Below are 14,319 nucleotides of genomic sequence, written 5' to 3' on the forward strand. Positions count from 1 at the left end.
AAGGCAATGAATACTGCAACGTCTGAAAAACAAACTACAGAAGCAACCATACAAACACAAAGTGAGCTTATCTATAAATTAGAAGACAAACCACCGCTACCACAGGCTCTGTTTGCCGCGGGGCAACACCTTCTCGCTATGTTTGTAGCTGTTATCACGCCAGCAATGTTAATTTGCCAAGCGCTTGGGCTACCAGCTCACGACACCCAACGTATTATTAGTATGTCCTTATTCGCTTCAGGGATTGCTTCTTTAATTCAAATTAGAGCATGGGGCCCAATTGGTTCAGGTTTACTTTCTATTCAAGGCACCAGTTTTAACTTTGTTGCACCTTTAATCATGGGCGGAGTCGCACTAAAGCAAGGTGGGGCAGATATTCCCTCAATGATGGCAGCACTATTTGGTACTTTACTCGTTGCCGCACTAACTGAAGTGATTCTTTCCCGCTTCTTACATTTAGCTCGCCGCGTCATCACACCGTTAGTGTCTGGTGTTGTGGTCATGATCATCGGGTTATCGTTAATTCAAGTTGGCCTAACATCCATCGGTGGTGGCTACGGTGCAATTAGCGACAATACCTTCGGTTCCCCCGATTATTTAATTTTAGCGGGAGTGGTACTCGCCGTTATTATTTTATTAAATCGCCAGAAAAACCCGTACTTACGTGTTGCTTCACTCGTCATTGCCATGGCTGTCGGCTATATTGTTGCTTGGTGGATGGACATGTTGCCAACTGCGCAACCAGCAGAAGCTAACCAAGCGATAATTACCGTACCAGAACCGTTTTATTATGGGTTATCATTTGATTGGAACCTACTCGTCCCACTTATTCTTATTTTTATGGTGACCTCTTTAGAAACGATTGGTGATATCACTGCGACTTCGGATGTATCAGAACAACCCGTTCGTGGTCCTTTGTATATGAAACGTATTAAAGGTGGGGTGCTCGCTAATGGTTTAAACTCAATGGTTTCTGCTGTATTTAATACCTTTCCGAACTCCTGCTTTGGGCAAAATAACGGGGTGATCCAGTTAACAGGGGTCGCTAGCCGCTACGTCGGTTATATCGTCGCCTTAATGCTCGTATTGCTAGGTTTATTCCCTGCTGTTGCAGGCTTTGTACAGCAAATCCCTGAACCTGTTCTGGGTGGCGCGACCATCGTGATGTTCGGCACTATCGCCGCGTCAGGTGTACGTATTGTGTCTAGAGAGCCATTAAATCGTCGAGCAATCATGATAATCGCCCTTTCACTTGCGGTAGGAATGGGGGTCTCACAGCAACCTCTGATCCTACAATTTGCGCCCGACTGGCTAAAAACCTTATTTTCTTCTGGAATTGCTGCCGGTGGTTTAACTGCAATTGTTCTGAATTTAGTCTTTCCCCTCGAAAAATAAGCTTTCATTTTAACCGTCAGAGTTGAATATTCTGGCGGTTCTTCTGTATGCTATCCTTAAACTGCCGCGATATTAAACAAGTCTCTATCTTGTTATCCACCCACATGATGAAGGAGTAGCAAGCCGTGAAATGGTTAATCAAATTTGTTACCTATGCACTTTTGCTACTATTACTTCTATTTATTTTTGCCTATATTGGCTTACAGACGCGTCTAGGAGCCTCCTATTCCAGCCAATTTTTAAGTCAATTTACCCGTTATGATATTAATGTCGGGGTCATGGGGCATGAGTTTTCCAACCCTGGGGAATTTATCTTTCAAGATGTTAAGTTATCTTCAGAAGACAAAAACCTCGCCTTGGATGCACGGCAAATTGTCGTCGATATCAACTGGCGTAATTTATTCAGTGGAAATGCTATTCGGCGTTTTGTTATTACACAAGGTGACTTGTCAGCTGCCATCACACAAGGGGAAATGCCCTTACCTATCACTGCGGATATCTTGCAATTCGAGAACAGTAAAATTCTGCTAAAACAAGGTGATGATGATATTCAGGTTGATGGGTTCACTGGGGGAATAACACCTTGGCAACCAACAGTTAACTCCCCTTTTGGTTATGGTGATTTTCGTTTTACAGCCAACCAATTAAAAATGAATAAACTGTCGTTAAAAAATGTCGCAGTGACAGGGAAACGGCAAACGCAAGCCACTGAAATTAGCAAAGCAAGTGCCTACCTAAATAATGGCTATGTCTCAGGGGAAGGTAAACTATTTGCTGATGGTTCAATCACAATCGGTTCTCTCATCATGAATAAAGTGGGCTGGGAAAACAGTATTGATTTCGATACATTATTTACTGCGATTAAAAGTGATAGAACCATAAAAATCAAAAACCTTGAATTAGCCAATATTGATATTCAAGGTAAAGATTGGGCTCTTTCAGGACTGAGTACTGAAATCGACCACCTTGACCTCGTTCGGGGAAGTTGGTCTAGCCCTAAAAGTAAAATCAGTTTCAATGTTGAGCAACTGGTTGTGAAAAACCAACAACTCAGCACACTGATTGGCGAATTAAATATTGATGGCGATGCCCTTAATATCGATAAGCTGTCTGGCTACTACAATAAAGGGGTATTCAACCTAAACGGCACTTGGCAACGTAATGACCAAGTACTGACCATCAATGAAGGCAAGCTAGCGGGTATTTTGTACACATTACCTGAAACATGGCTATCCTTCTTGGCAGAGCCAGCTCCTGCATGGTTATCTGGGTTATCCATCAAGAAATTTAGCTTATCTCAGTCTCTGTTAATGAATATCCAACCCGAGTTCCCTTTCGAGTTTACAGCGTTAAGTGCCAACATTGAAAACGTTGATTTGGTCAAACAAAAACAATGGGGAGTTTGGAGCGGTAAAGCGACGTTTAATGCAGATAGCGGCACAATTAACCAAGTTCCAGTTCGACGTCCATTCTTAGAAGTTCGTCAAAGTGGCAAATCTTCAGCCGCTGCAAGTTTAACAGTCAGTACTGATAAAGGTATCAGCAAAATCGGTTTGCTGGTTAAGCAAACGCCAAATAAAGTGCCATTTCTGTTACGTGCATCCGGTTCTAATATTGATTTAACTGATTTAAATCAGTGGGGCTGGTCTGGTTTCCCAGCACAGGTTATTGGTGATTTTGATGCGACTCTACAAGGCGATTTACTCGCACCGTCTCTCTCAAAAAGCCTAAACGGGGAGCTAATGGCCGTTCCGTTACAAGGTAAACGTATGTTCAGAACCGTTGTTAACGGGGTAGTGACTTCTTCAGTTGAAACCGAAGCAGAACAACCGCCAATGGAAGGAGCAATACTTCAAGAAGAGGTCCCTGTACTAGGTACGCCGTAATAAACACAAAACTAAGGCAGGTAACGCTAATTATATAAATTACCTGCCTCTGTTATTTAATAATCAAAAATATACTTTATTTTGTTGTTTCAATGGGTAATACCATATAAGTCCCACTAAAAACAGCGCCCACTTGGTTATCAGTATTACTTACCTCGACCTTAAGTTTCACTCGGGCTCGGCTGCCACGAGCTAATCGGTCAAGGTCACCACTCATATTTGCTAAATCAGCAGTAGCGGTTGGCCTACCACTGACAGGCTTACCGTAGCGGATATTCGCATCCACTAACACAATCTCACCGCCTAACTGGTGTTCCTGCATCAATAACCAAATTAACCCCCAACCCGTTAATGTTGCTAACGAAAATTGGCTGCCTGCGAAAATAGTTTCATGGGGATTTTGATTGCCCGCTTCGGGCATGGTTGTTATAAAGCGAGTCCCTGTGTACTGCTCTATCCGTACTCCCATTTTCTCGCTCAATGGTATGTATTTATACCAAGCTTGTTGCAATTCACCGCACCAATCTGGACGGTGTAAAATTTGATCTAAGGTTTCAATCGGTTTAATCATCAAATAATGACGAACTGGTGTTTTTAACTGCCCTGCGACTATCCCGCGATTTGCAAACCCCATTTTATCGAAAAAAGGGACCGCTTCTTCACGCACACTGGATACAATCCGCTTCACCCCTTCTTGGCGTGCAACAGACTCAAGTGCCATGATAATCAGCTTCCCCAGCCCTTTACCTTGCATTACTGGGTTGACGGCTAAAAAACGGATCGCACCTTCGTTATCTGCATTAATATATAAGCGGCCGATCGCAAGAATACGGTTTTTATCATCAACAACCATTTGATGATGTGCAGTGGCATCATAGCCATCTTTCTCTGAACCTAGGGGTTGATTAAAAGGTTTTCTCAACATTTCCCAACGAAAATGGTAGTAAGTTGCAAACTCAAGTTCATCTTTCGGCGTACGTAGATGGTACATCTTTCCCCCTTAAAAAGTTGATTCACACCTGTAGCCAGAAGGTGACCGGTCCATCATTAGTTAAATTGACTTGCATATCTGCAGCAAACTGGCCTGTTTGCGTATTAATGCCTTGTTGGCGGCTTTGCTCAACAAAGTATTGATACAAGCGGTCTGCACGCTCTGGCTCTGCCCCACCAGAAAAGCTGGGTCTCATACCCTTTTTGGTATCTGCGGCTAAAGTAAATTGCGAAACAACCAGTAAACTACCGCCAGCTTGTTGGACGTTTAAGTTCATTTTCCCTTGTTCGTCACTAAAAATACGGTAGCCCAGCACCTTTTCACATAAACGCTTTGCCTTTTGCTCATCATCGTCTTTTTCGACACCAAGCAAAACCAGTAGACCTGAATCAATTTGCCCTACGGCGGTTTCATCAACAACGACACTCGCGTGAGTGACTCTCTGAATTAATGCAATCATGTTTACTCTATAACAAAAAGATGGAGCAACGTTTTACAGTTACTCCATTATAAAAACCAGTAAGTTACTTAACTTCGGCACTAAAATCGTAAGTCCGGAAATATTCGGGAATGGTGTCTTTACTGGTAACATGGATACTGCGAATGCCAAGTGCTTCCGCGGCTTTTACATTTTCCTCAACATCATCAAAGAAAATAGCATCTGCAGCATCAAATTCTTCAGATTGCAGAACATATTCATAAATTTCCGGGTCAGGCTTACGCATGCCTAAATCTTGGGATAGGTAAAGGAAATCAGAGCTAGCTGCAATTTCTGGGTAGTGTTCTGGCCAATAGTCTAAATGTAGGCGATTCGTATTTGATAAGACGACAACACGGTGCCCTTGTTCGCGCAAGCGCTCCATGATATCAATCACTTCAGCTCTTAACGAAATAAAAATAGCATGCCAGCCTTCAGCAAAATCTTCAAAGCTCAGTGTAATGCCCATTTCTTCACACAGAAGCTCTGCGAACTCGATATCTGAAATTTTGCCACATTCATGCAATTGAAAGATATTACCAAAAGAAAACCGCGATTTGATTTCTTCACTTGGTGTACCACTAAGCTCAGCCCATTTATCAAACACACGATTAAAGTCGATATCAATAATCACATTACCCATATCGAAGATATACAGCATAAATTTTCCTCATTGTTATTCACTAAATTTACTTTAATCATTATTCATGCAACTGAACAGCCCTAATTGGTGATATTTCACGTTATTTTGTCAAAATATTGGTGAACCACTGACTCAGGAAACCGCCTTACTTAACCATTCTTTTAATAGATAAATGCAAAAATATTATCTACCTACCTTATTCCCATCATCATTATTACGGCAATAAATACGAAATAATCGGGCTAGGTGTTCCCCTGCGGGTGTCAATGTGGCATCTCTTCGTTGAACCAAAGCAAAGGTGGCATAGGGTAATTGTTCTTTTATATCTAAAGCGATATACCTTTGTTCGAATAACGGCTCATCGATCGTATCCACAGAAACAATGGTTAGAAAATCGCTTTGAGCAACTAAACTTAAGCAGCCAATTAACGTTTCGCAAGTTACGCTAAAGACCATGGGACGCTCCATCAACGAAAAAACGTCAGCAAGTTGCTTATAATACGTCCCCTTGGGAGTTGGCATCGTCCAATCACAATCAACCAACTCACTCAAAGATTTCGCATGCCGTAAAGGATGGTCTTTACGCATAATCACCTTGTACTCTTTTTGCATCAGCCGCTCAAAATTAAATTCTGCGTCTAAACTGCCTGGGTAATATGTATTAATCGTAAAATCCAGCTCTCCTTGCCTTAGCTGAGTTAACATGGTTAGTAGCTGCCCTTCCATGATACGCAATTTAATATTGGGGAAATCGCGGTGAAATTGTGTGACGACTTTAGGCATCAAAGAACGAGCGATACTCCCTGCCACACCAATATTGACAGTCCCGCCAATCAAACCAATCCGTTGGGAGATTTCCTCTTGCCCAACCCTTAACTCTTCAAGAATTAAGCTCGCACGCCTTAAAAAACCCTCACCGCATTCTGTTAAGTAAATCCCTTGGTTGCTGCGAATAAATAACTTTGCCCCTAACGTACTTTCTAATTCACGAATCGATTTCGTTAGTGCCGGTTGGGAGAGTTGTAAAAAACGGCTAGCGGCTCGAATGCTGCCATGACGGCTTACCTCTACAAATGCCCTAAGCTGATTCAATTTTATTGCTGGAGCCATGTGTTTACCCCGATAACTTTTAGTTATATAGCGAAAGATAATTGTATCTTTTTTGCTCTGATTTGATTGTGTAAAGTCTAAAAACAAAGAAACAAATAATTAACATTTAGCCTTTTAAAATAATTTTTAAAGGTAAAAAATACATCAGCATCTAAATAAATTTATTTTTAATTAATAAACAAAATTTTATCTCGCTAAATGTTAATAATTCGTAATCAAACATAACAGAATTTACTTTTTTTGTGATAACTAAAAGAGATAAAAAATGGATACTGACTTATATGCCACTATCAATCAGATGGCACAGCAGTTACAGACATGGCGCCGAGATTTTCACCAATATGCAGAGTCTGGTTGGTTAGAATTTCGTACTGCGACTCTAGTAGCAGAAGAGCTGCATCAGCTTGGCTACCAATTACAACTTGGCAAAGAAGTGATTAAAGCTGACGCTAGAATGGGGCTCCCTTCTCCTGCTGAATTAGAAAAACAAGAAAAAAGAGCAATTGAGCAAGGGGCTCTTACCCAATGGCTAGGGCATTTCTCTGGTGGGTTTACAGGAATTGTCGCGACATTAGATACCGAAAGACCCGGTCCAACTCTAGCCTTCCGAGTCGATATGGATGCCCTTGACCTAAACGAAGACCTTTCGTGCCAACACCGTCCTTACAATGAAGGGTTTGCCTCTTGTAACCCACACATGATGCATGCCTGTGGTCATGATGGCCATACCGCTATTGGATTAGGGCTTGCGCATGTTCTCAAACAATACGAATCCAAACTCTCCGGTCGTATTAAAATCATTTTCCAACCAGCGGAGGAAGGCACTCGCGGCGCGAAATCCATGATGGAGGCAGGTGTTGTCGATGATGTCGATTTTTTTGTTGCTATTCACCTTGGAACTGGAGTCCCACAAGGCGAAGTAGTTTGTGGCAGCAAAAACTTTTTAGCGACAACTAAATTTGATGTTACCTATCAAGGTGTTGCTGCTCATTCAGGTGCAAAACCTGAAGATGGTAAAAATGCATTACTGGCCGCAGCCCATGCGACTTTAGGCTTATATGGCATTCCACGCCATAGTGAAGGTAGTTCTCGAATAAATGTTGGGGTTTTACAAGCAGGGATCGGTCGAAATGTCATTCCAGACTCTGCGTTATTAAAAGTAGAAACTCGAGGTGAAACTAATGAAATTAATGAGTTTATCTATCAAAAAGCCCTAAATATCGTCGAGGGTGCAGCCAAGATGCAAGATGTTTCCGTTGATATTAAATTAATGGGCGCTGCACAAAGTAGCCATCCAAGTCCACAATGGGTTGATTTTATTTGCGATTTGGCTCAAGCCCACCTCCCTGAATTCACATCTGTGGTGAAAGACCGCTCCCAAGCCGCGGGCTCTGAAGATGCAACCTACTTTATGGAGCGCGTCAAACAACTCGGGGGACAAGCAACTTATATGATTTTTGGCACCCAGCTCAGCGCGGGTCACCACAATGAGCGCTTTGATTTCGATGAACAAGTGATGACGACCGCCGTTAAAACGCTGTCCACTATCGCCCTGCATTTACCTGAATTCGGAGCTCAAAATGGATAATACATTTACATCATTTATTAATGATTATATTGAAAAAAACCAACATCAATTCACTACATTAAGTGATGATATTTGGGATCATCCAGAAACACGTTTTGAAGAAACTTACTCATCGACTCTGCTCGCTGATGCGTTAGAAAAGGAAGGTTTTCACGTCGAAAGAGGCGTTGGTAATATCGAAACCGCTTTTATCGCAAGTTACGGTTCAGGCACTCCCGTTATTGCACTACTCGGGGAATTCGATGCCCTTGCAGGCCTGAGCCAACATTCGGCATGCAGTGAACCTAGCCCAGTTATTGAAAATGGAAATGGCCACGGCTGTGGTCACAATTTGTTAGGTACCGCTGCCTTATCCGCCGCTTATGCAGTCAAAGCATGGCTAAAAGAAAATAACTTATCGGGTACGGTACGTTTCTATGGCTGTCCGGGTGAAGAAGGCGGTTCAGGTAAAACCTTCATGGTGAGGGAAGGACTATTCAATGATGTTGATGCCGCAATTACTTGGCATCCAGAATCTTTTAGTGGCGTTTTCAACGTCAAGTCTCTTGCTAATATTCAAACGGCTTTTCGTTTTAAAGGTATTGCATCACATGCAGCAAACTCACCTCATCTTGGACGTAGTGCTTTAGATGCAGTAACGCTCATGAATGTCGGCGTTCAGTTTCTACGCGAACACATTATTCAAGAGGCACGCATTCATTATGCCGTCACCAATACGGGCGGTGCCTCTCCGAATGTCGTACAAGCAGATGCAGAGGTTCTTTACCTTGTGCGCGCTCCGCAGCTCGATGAAGCGCAAGATATTTACCAACGCGTTATTAAGATTGCTGAAGGCGCGGCCTTAATGACCGGCACTCAGTTAGAGGTGCGTTTTGACAAAGCATGTTCAAACTATGTACCGAATCGCACTCTAGAACATGCGATGTTTAATCATATTACGGAATTTGGCATCCCTGAATATACAGAACAAGAACGCCAATTCGCTGAACAAATCTATAGCACTCTGACTAAAGATGATTTGCGCAATGCCAAATTGAATGCAGCTCGTAGTGGCGGTGAAAAAGGGGTGCTTTGGTGTGAAAGGCAAGGTAATAAAGTACTCACTGACGAAGTGCTACCTTACGTTGAATCAAAAGAATTAATGTATGGCTCAACAGATGTAGGAGATGTCAGTTGGGTGACCCCTACTGCACAGTGTTTTAGCCCATGCTTCGCATTCGGTACCGCACTACATACATGGCAGTTAGTCGCTCAGGGGCGCACATCCATTGCTCATAAAGGAATGCTGCTCGCAGGAAAAATTATGGCATCCAGTGCACTTGAGTTGTTCTTAAAACCAGAATTATTAGCACAAGCTAAAGCTGAGTTTCATCAACAAAGACAAACCGCACCCTATCAATGCCCTATCCCTAAAGATGTAACGCCTTCAAAATTAAAGTAGTTCCTTATACTGGCGGGATTTATCCCGCTCAATAGTCATAACAATAACAATGAATACAGACACAAGGAAATTCTATGAGTGACACAACAACTCATCACAAAAGCCCCGGTGCGATTTTTCGCTGGATAGAGCGCGTGGGAAATAAAATACCTAACCCGTTTATTTTATTTGTTTATTTGATTGCGGTACTCATGATTGCTACTGCAATTTTGTCTTGGTTTGGTTTATCCGTTAAAAACCCAGCCAATGACGAAATGGTTAGCGTTAAAAATTTATTAAGCGTTGAGGGATTACAATGGATTTTGCCCAATATTGTTAAAAATTTTAGCAGTTTTGCCCCTCTTGGTGCCATTCTTGCACTTGTGATTGGTGCCGGTTTAGCCGAAAAAGTCGGTTTACTCCAAGCTCTGATGTATAAAATGGCTTCCGGCATTAATAAACGTTATGCCAGCTATATGGTGCTATTTATTGCTTTTTTTAGCCATATCTCTTCTGATGCTGCGCTGGTCGTCATGCCACCCTTAGGAGCGCTAATTTTTATTGCTGTAGGCCGTCATCCTGTTGCTGGCTTACTAGCTGCAATTGCAGGGGTCGCTTCAGGTTTTACTGCTAACTTATTGATTGTCACGACGGATGTTTTATTGTCAGGGATAAGTACAGAAGCGGCCATGATCATTGACCCAAGCCTTCATGTTAGTGTTATTGATAACTGGTATTTTATGGCTACGTCAGTGATTGTACTCACGATTGCGGGGGCACTACTTACTGATAAATTTATCGAACCTCGCCTGCCTATATGGGAAGGCACATCCCATGACCGAATCGAACAATTAACACCTATTCAAAACCGTGGATTATTGATGAGTGGGCTGTCTGCATTAGTTTTTATCGGTCTAGTGGCTTTACTTGTTGTGCCTGAAGGTGCCCCACTACGCGATCCAGTCACCAATACAGTGATCCCATCCCCTTTCATTAAAGGGATTGTTCCTGTCATTATTATTTTCTTTTTCGTGGTCTCCATTACCTATGGTGTATCAACAAAGCAAATCAAAAAGCCTAATGATATTCCTGATTTATTAGTTGACCCAATGAAAAGTATGGCAGGGTTTATTGTTATGGTTTTCCCCCTTTCACAATTCGTTGCTTTTTTTAACTGGAGTAACATGGGGAAATTTATGGCGATTGGGTTAACCGACTTACTGGAAGCCCTTGGTATGACCGGAGTACCTGCGTTTATTGGTTTGATGTTCCTATCCGCTTTCCTTTGTATGTTTATCGCAAGTGGTTCAGCTATCTGGTCGATCCTCGCCCCAATATTTGTTCCTATGTTTGTGCTACTAGGTTTTCACCCTGCATTTGCTCAGATTGTGTTTCGTATCGCAGATTCAGCGGTGCTACCACTTGCACCTATGTCACCTTTTCTTCCTCTCTTTTTAGGTTTTTTACAACGCTACTATAAAAATGCACAGCTCGGAACTTATTACACCTTAATATTACCGTATCCTATTGTCTTTTTTATAGTTTGGATGTTATTGCTTGTTGGCTGGTACTTTGCAGGACTGCCTATAGGGCCGGGTGTTTACCCACAACTCAACCCATAAAAAAGGCGCCTTTCGGCGCCTTCTTATTAACTAATTTAACTAAAAATTAGTCTTCTTTTGTACGGCTCGCGCGACGACGATCGTTTTCAGTCAGGTGACGCTTACGCAGACGAATAGACTGCGGAGTCACTTCAACTAATTCATCATCATCAATAAACTCAAGAGCTTGTTCCAGAGTCATTTTAATTGGTGGTGATAATGTTGTCGCTTCATCAGTACCTGACGCACGCATGTTAGTCAGTTTTTTACCCGTTAAGCAGTTAACTGTTAAGTCGTTAGAACGAGAGTGAATACCAATGATTTGGCCTTCATACACTTCTGCACCGTGACCTAAGAATAACTTACCACGATCTTGTAAGCTGTACAGTGCATAAGCAACTGCTTTACCTTGACCGTTAGAGATCAGAACACCGTTCTGACGACCACCGATTTCGCCTGGGCGAACATCGTCGTAATGGCTGAATGTAGAGTACAGTAAACCAGTACCTGAGGTCATCGTCATGAATTCTGTACGGAAACCAATCAAACCACGGCTTGGGATAATGTAGTCAAGACGCACACGGCCTTTACCATCTGGCATCATGTCACGTAGGTCACCTTTACGCTCACCTAACGCTTTCATCACATCGCCTTGGTTTTGCTCTTCAACGTCTAAAGTAACTTGTTCGAATGGCTCTTGTTTACGGCCATCGATTTCACGAATGATAACTTTCGGACGAGAAACGGCTAATTCGAAACCTTCACGACGCATATTTTCAATCAGAACAGATAAGTGAAGTTCACCACGACCAGAAACACGGAATGCATCTGGGTCTTGAGTTTCTTCAACACGTAGTGCCACGTTGTGCACCAGTTCTTTATTCAGGCGGTCAAGGATTTGACGTGAAGTCACAAATTTACCTTCTTTACCGCAGAATGGTGAGGTGTTAACACAATAGAACATGCTAACTGTTGGCTCATCAACGGCTAATGCAGGCAGAGCTTCAACGCTACCCACTTGGCAAATAGTGTCAGAAATATTCAGTTCACCTAAACCAGTTAGAGCAACGATATCGCCCGCATCGGCTTGCTGTGAGTCAATTCGCTCTAAACCTAAGTGTGTCAGAACTTTACCGATTTTACCGTTGCGAGTTTTGCCTTCGCTATCGATAACAGTGACTTGTTGGTTTGGCTTCACAACACCACGTTTAATACGGCCAATACCGATTACGCCTAAGTAGCTGTTGTAATCTAATTGCGATACTTGCATCTGGAATGGACCATCGATGTCAACTGCTGGCGGCGCAACGTGCTCTACGATAGCTTCGTACAGTGGCGTCATGTCTTCAGCCATTTCAGTATGGTCAAGACCTGCAATACCGTTTAATGCAGATGCATAAACGATAGGGAAATCGAGTTGCTCATCCGTTGCACCTAAGTTCACGAATAAGTCGAATACTTGGTCTACAACCCAATCAGGGCGTGCACCTGGGCGGTCAACTTTGTTGATAACAACAATAGGACGTAAGCCGTGGTCGAACGCTTTTTGCGTTACGAAGCGAGTCTGTGGCATTGGGCCATCCATCGCATCAACAACCAGCAGAACGCAGTCAACCATAGACATAACGCGCTCAACCTCACCACCAAAGTCGGCGTGGCCTGGGGTGTCTACGATGTTAATGTGATAACCATTCCATTGGATAGCGGTATTTTTAGCAAGGATGGTAATACCACGCTCTTTCTCCAAGTCGTTGGAGTCCATAACACGCTCATCAACAGTTTCACGTTCACCGAACGTACCTGACTGCTGCAGTAATTTACCAACCAGTGTGGTCTTGCCATGGTCAACGTGAGCGATGATGGCGATGTTTCTTAAATTTTGAATTGACAAGGATTTTTACCGTTTAATTGACAGGAAAGGAATATGCTTTTTTAGCCGTTATTATCGACCAAAACATACTTTCTACGTTAATTTGCTGTTATTTTACACGTTTTTCCGCAGAAGTGGAATAAATGTGAAACCCATCACTGTATAAAAAGTTTTTAACGAAAAAACATTCAGTTGCATAACAGCGCCAAAATACCCAATAAAATAGTGAGTATCAGCACTAATAATTCACAAAGTAGCAGAATAATACGCTAAAAACTCAATATTAGCAGCCAAAAAAAAGAATATAAAATAGACTTTCTTTCTTAACTACCTTTTTTAATGTCTTTTTGTGTCATTTAGATATATCTAAATTGACTAATTAGATATATCTAAATATAGTGAAACGACAAAATAGATTCGATATATCTAAAGTTACAAACTAAGGAATAACTATATGCTAATTAAATCTTGTCGTCATGTATATTATGCACAGCATGACGAAAATCAGCATGACCACCACCATAACGGCTGTCATGGTAATCATCGTCATGAACACAAAGAATGTTGCCATGGTGAAGGGCGTCATAGTCACGGACACAGTGAAGAACGCTGCCATGGTGAAGGCCGTCATAGTCACAGACACAGTGAAGAACGCTGCCACGGTGAAGGCCGTCATGGTCACGGACATGGTGAAAAATGCTGCCACGGTGAAGGGCGTCATGGCCATGGACATGGACATGGCGGTGAGCGCCAAAGGGGTCGAGGAAGAGGCAAAGGTCTGCGTCGTCTATTTGACCATGGTGACCTTCATATTATGGTGCTTTCATTAGTTGCCAAAAAACCAAGTTATGGCTATGAGATAATTAAAGATATTCAAGAAGCCTCTAACGGCCTTTATGTGCCTAGCCCTGGTGTAATCTACCCAACTCTTACACTACTAGAAGAACAAGGCTTCTTGGAATCACAAATTGTTGAGCGGAACCGTAAAAGCTTTACTATCACGCCTGAAGGAGCATCGCATTTAGCTCAGAATAAAGACATCGAAGTGGTGATTGCCCGTAAACTGGCAAAAGCACGCGATATGCAACAAGGTGGTAATTTAGCGGAAGACATTGAAATGGCGGTCAGTCGTTTTAAAGCATTATTACGCCATAAAATGGTTTTAAAGCAGCTCAATGAAGAACAAACTCGCCAAATTGCATCCATCATCAATGATGCAGTGCAACAGATCGAGCAAGTCAATACCCTGCTCATTGGTAATGATGAGCAATAAATAGCCATCATTATGTTGCCTATCAGCCTTGTAGCCACCATAAGTGGCACAAGGCTGAGCTTTT

The 14,319-nt window shown here is 42.5% G+C and carries 11 protein-coding genes; 6 read left to right on the top strand and 5 right to left on the bottom strand.

Translation table 11 applies throughout. The features are described from left to right. The first annotated feature begins 6 nt into the window (after positions 1–6). Together ACIPUA_RS02410 and ACIPUA_RS02415 are read left to right on the top strand one after the other, a co-directional pair. Positions 7–1,395: a uracil-xanthine permease family protein gene (locus tag ACIPUA_RS02410; RefSeq protein ID WP_042847810.1), complete on the top strand. Its 1,389-nt coding sequence runs from the start codon at positions 7–9 to the stop codon at positions 1,393–1,395. 125 nt (positions 1,396–1,520) lie between these two features. After that, complete coding sequence (locus ACIPUA_RS02415; protein ID WP_181469001.1) at positions 1,521–3,281, top strand: AsmA family protein; 1,761 nt, start codon at positions 1,521–1,523, stop codon at positions 3,279–3,281. 76 nt (positions 3,282–3,357) lie between these two features. Here the strand turns inward: ACIPUA_RS02415 and fabY are convergent, their stop codons facing one another. The 4 genes from fabY to ACIPUA_RS02435 form a co-directional block, all read right to left on the bottom strand. Further along, positions 3,358–4,272, bottom strand: a complete 915-nt coding sequence (gene fabY, locus ACIPUA_RS02420) for a fatty acid biosynthesis protein FabY (RefSeq protein WP_042847688.1) — start codon at positions 4,270–4,272, stop codon at positions 3,358–3,360. A gap of 22 nt (positions 4,273–4,294) precedes the next feature. Next, positions 4,295–4,732 carry a D-aminoacyl-tRNA deacylase gene (dtd, locus tag ACIPUA_RS02425; RefSeq protein WP_042847691.1) on the bottom strand — a complete coding sequence of 146 codons (438 nt, stop codon included), beginning with the start codon at positions 4,730–4,732 and terminating at the stop codon, positions 4,295–4,297. Between the two features lie 64 nt (positions 4,733–4,796). Then, positions 4,797–5,411 (bottom strand): glucose-1-phosphatase, encoded by a 615-nt coding sequence (gene yihX / locus ACIPUA_RS02430; RefSeq protein WP_042847693.1) that lies wholly within the window; start codon positions 5,409–5,411, stop codon positions 4,797–4,799. Between the two features lie 165 nt (positions 5,412–5,576). Beyond that, a complete protein-coding gene (locus ACIPUA_RS02435) occupies positions 5,577–6,503 on the bottom strand; it encodes a LysR family transcriptional regulator (RefSeq protein WP_449059238.1) in 927 nt (308 codons plus the stop codon). Positions 6,504–6,768: 265 nt separating this feature from the next. Here ACIPUA_RS02435 and ACIPUA_RS02440 point away from each other — a divergent pair, with 265 nt between their 5' ends. The 3 genes from ACIPUA_RS02440 to abgT all read left to right on the top strand — a co-directional run bounded on the left by ACIPUA_RS02440 (position 6,769) and on the right by abgT (position 11,133). Further along, positions 6,769–8,091, top strand: coding sequence for a M20 family metallo-hydrolase (locus tag ACIPUA_RS02440; RefSeq protein WP_042847697.1), 1,323 nt, complete (start codon positions 6,769–6,771; stop codon positions 8,089–8,091). Further along, positions 8,084–9,532 carry a M20 family metallopeptidase gene (locus ACIPUA_RS02445; protein WP_042847700.1) on the top strand — a complete coding sequence of 483 codons (1,449 nt, stop codon included), beginning with the start codon at positions 8,084–8,086 and terminating at the stop codon, positions 9,530–9,532. The genes ACIPUA_RS02440 and ACIPUA_RS02445 overlap by 8 nt, the downstream gene beginning before the upstream one ends. Positions 9,533–9,606: 74 nt before the next feature. After that, on the top strand, positions 9,607–11,133 hold the full coding sequence (abgT, locus tag ACIPUA_RS02450) for a p-aminobenzoyl-glutamate transporter (RefSeq protein WP_071547615.1): 1,527 nt from the start codon (positions 9,607–9,609) through the stop codon (positions 11,131–11,133). 46 nt (positions 11,134–11,179) lie between these two features. Here the strand turns inward: abgT and typA are convergent, their stop codons facing one another. Next, positions 11,180–13,003, bottom strand: a complete 1,824-nt coding sequence (typA, locus tag ACIPUA_RS02455) for a ribosome-dependent GTPase TypA (RefSeq protein ID WP_042847704.1) — start codon at positions 13,001–13,003, stop codon at positions 11,180–11,182. A 433-nt stretch (positions 13,004–13,436) separates the two neighbouring features. Here typA and ACIPUA_RS02460 point away from each other — a divergent pair, with 433 nt between their 5' ends. Beyond that, positions 13,437–14,255, top strand: a complete 819-nt coding sequence (locus tag ACIPUA_RS02460) for a PadR family transcriptional regulator (RefSeq protein WP_449059239.1) — start codon at positions 13,437–13,439, stop codon at positions 14,253–14,255. The last annotated feature ends 64 nt before the right edge of the window (positions 14,256–14,319 follow it).

This window comes from Providencia sp. AGC89 (assembly GCF_053543535.1).

What these genes read in the sequence shown, in the direction of transcription:
- ACIPUA_RS02440 (WP_042847697.1), top strand. Translation starts at nt 6,769, where the DNA reads ATGGATACTGACTTATATGCCACTATCAATCAGATGGCACAGCAGTTA.
- abgT (WP_071547615.1), top strand. Translation starts at nt 9,607, where the DNA reads ATGAGTGACACAACAACTCATCACAAAAGCCCCGGTGCGATTTTTCGC.
- dtd (WP_042847691.1), bottom strand. Translation starts at nt 4,732, where the DNA reads ATGATTGCATTAATTCAGAGAGTCACTCACGCGAGTGTCGTTGTTGAT.
- ACIPUA_RS02435 (WP_449059238.1), bottom strand. Translation starts at nt 6,503, where the DNA reads ATGGCTCCAGCAATAAAATTGAATCAGCTTAGGGCATTTGTAGAGGTA.
- ACIPUA_RS02460 (WP_449059239.1), top strand. Translation starts at nt 13,437, where the DNA reads ATGCTAATTAAATCTTGTCGTCATGTATATTATGCACAGCATGACGAA.
- fabY (WP_042847688.1), bottom strand. Translation starts at nt 4,272, where the DNA reads ATGTACCATCTACGTACGCCGAAAGATGAACTTGAGTTTGCAACTTAC.
- yihX (WP_042847693.1), bottom strand. Translation starts at nt 5,411, where the DNA reads ATGCTGTATATCTTCGATATGGGTAATGTGATTATTGATATCGACTTT.
- ACIPUA_RS02410 (WP_042847810.1), top strand. Translation starts at nt 7, where the DNA reads ATGAATACTGCAACGTCTGAAAAACAAACTACAGAAGCAACCATACAA.
- ACIPUA_RS02445 (WP_042847700.1), top strand. Translation starts at nt 8,084, where the DNA reads ATGGATAATACATTTACATCATTTATTAATGATTATATTGAAAAAAAC.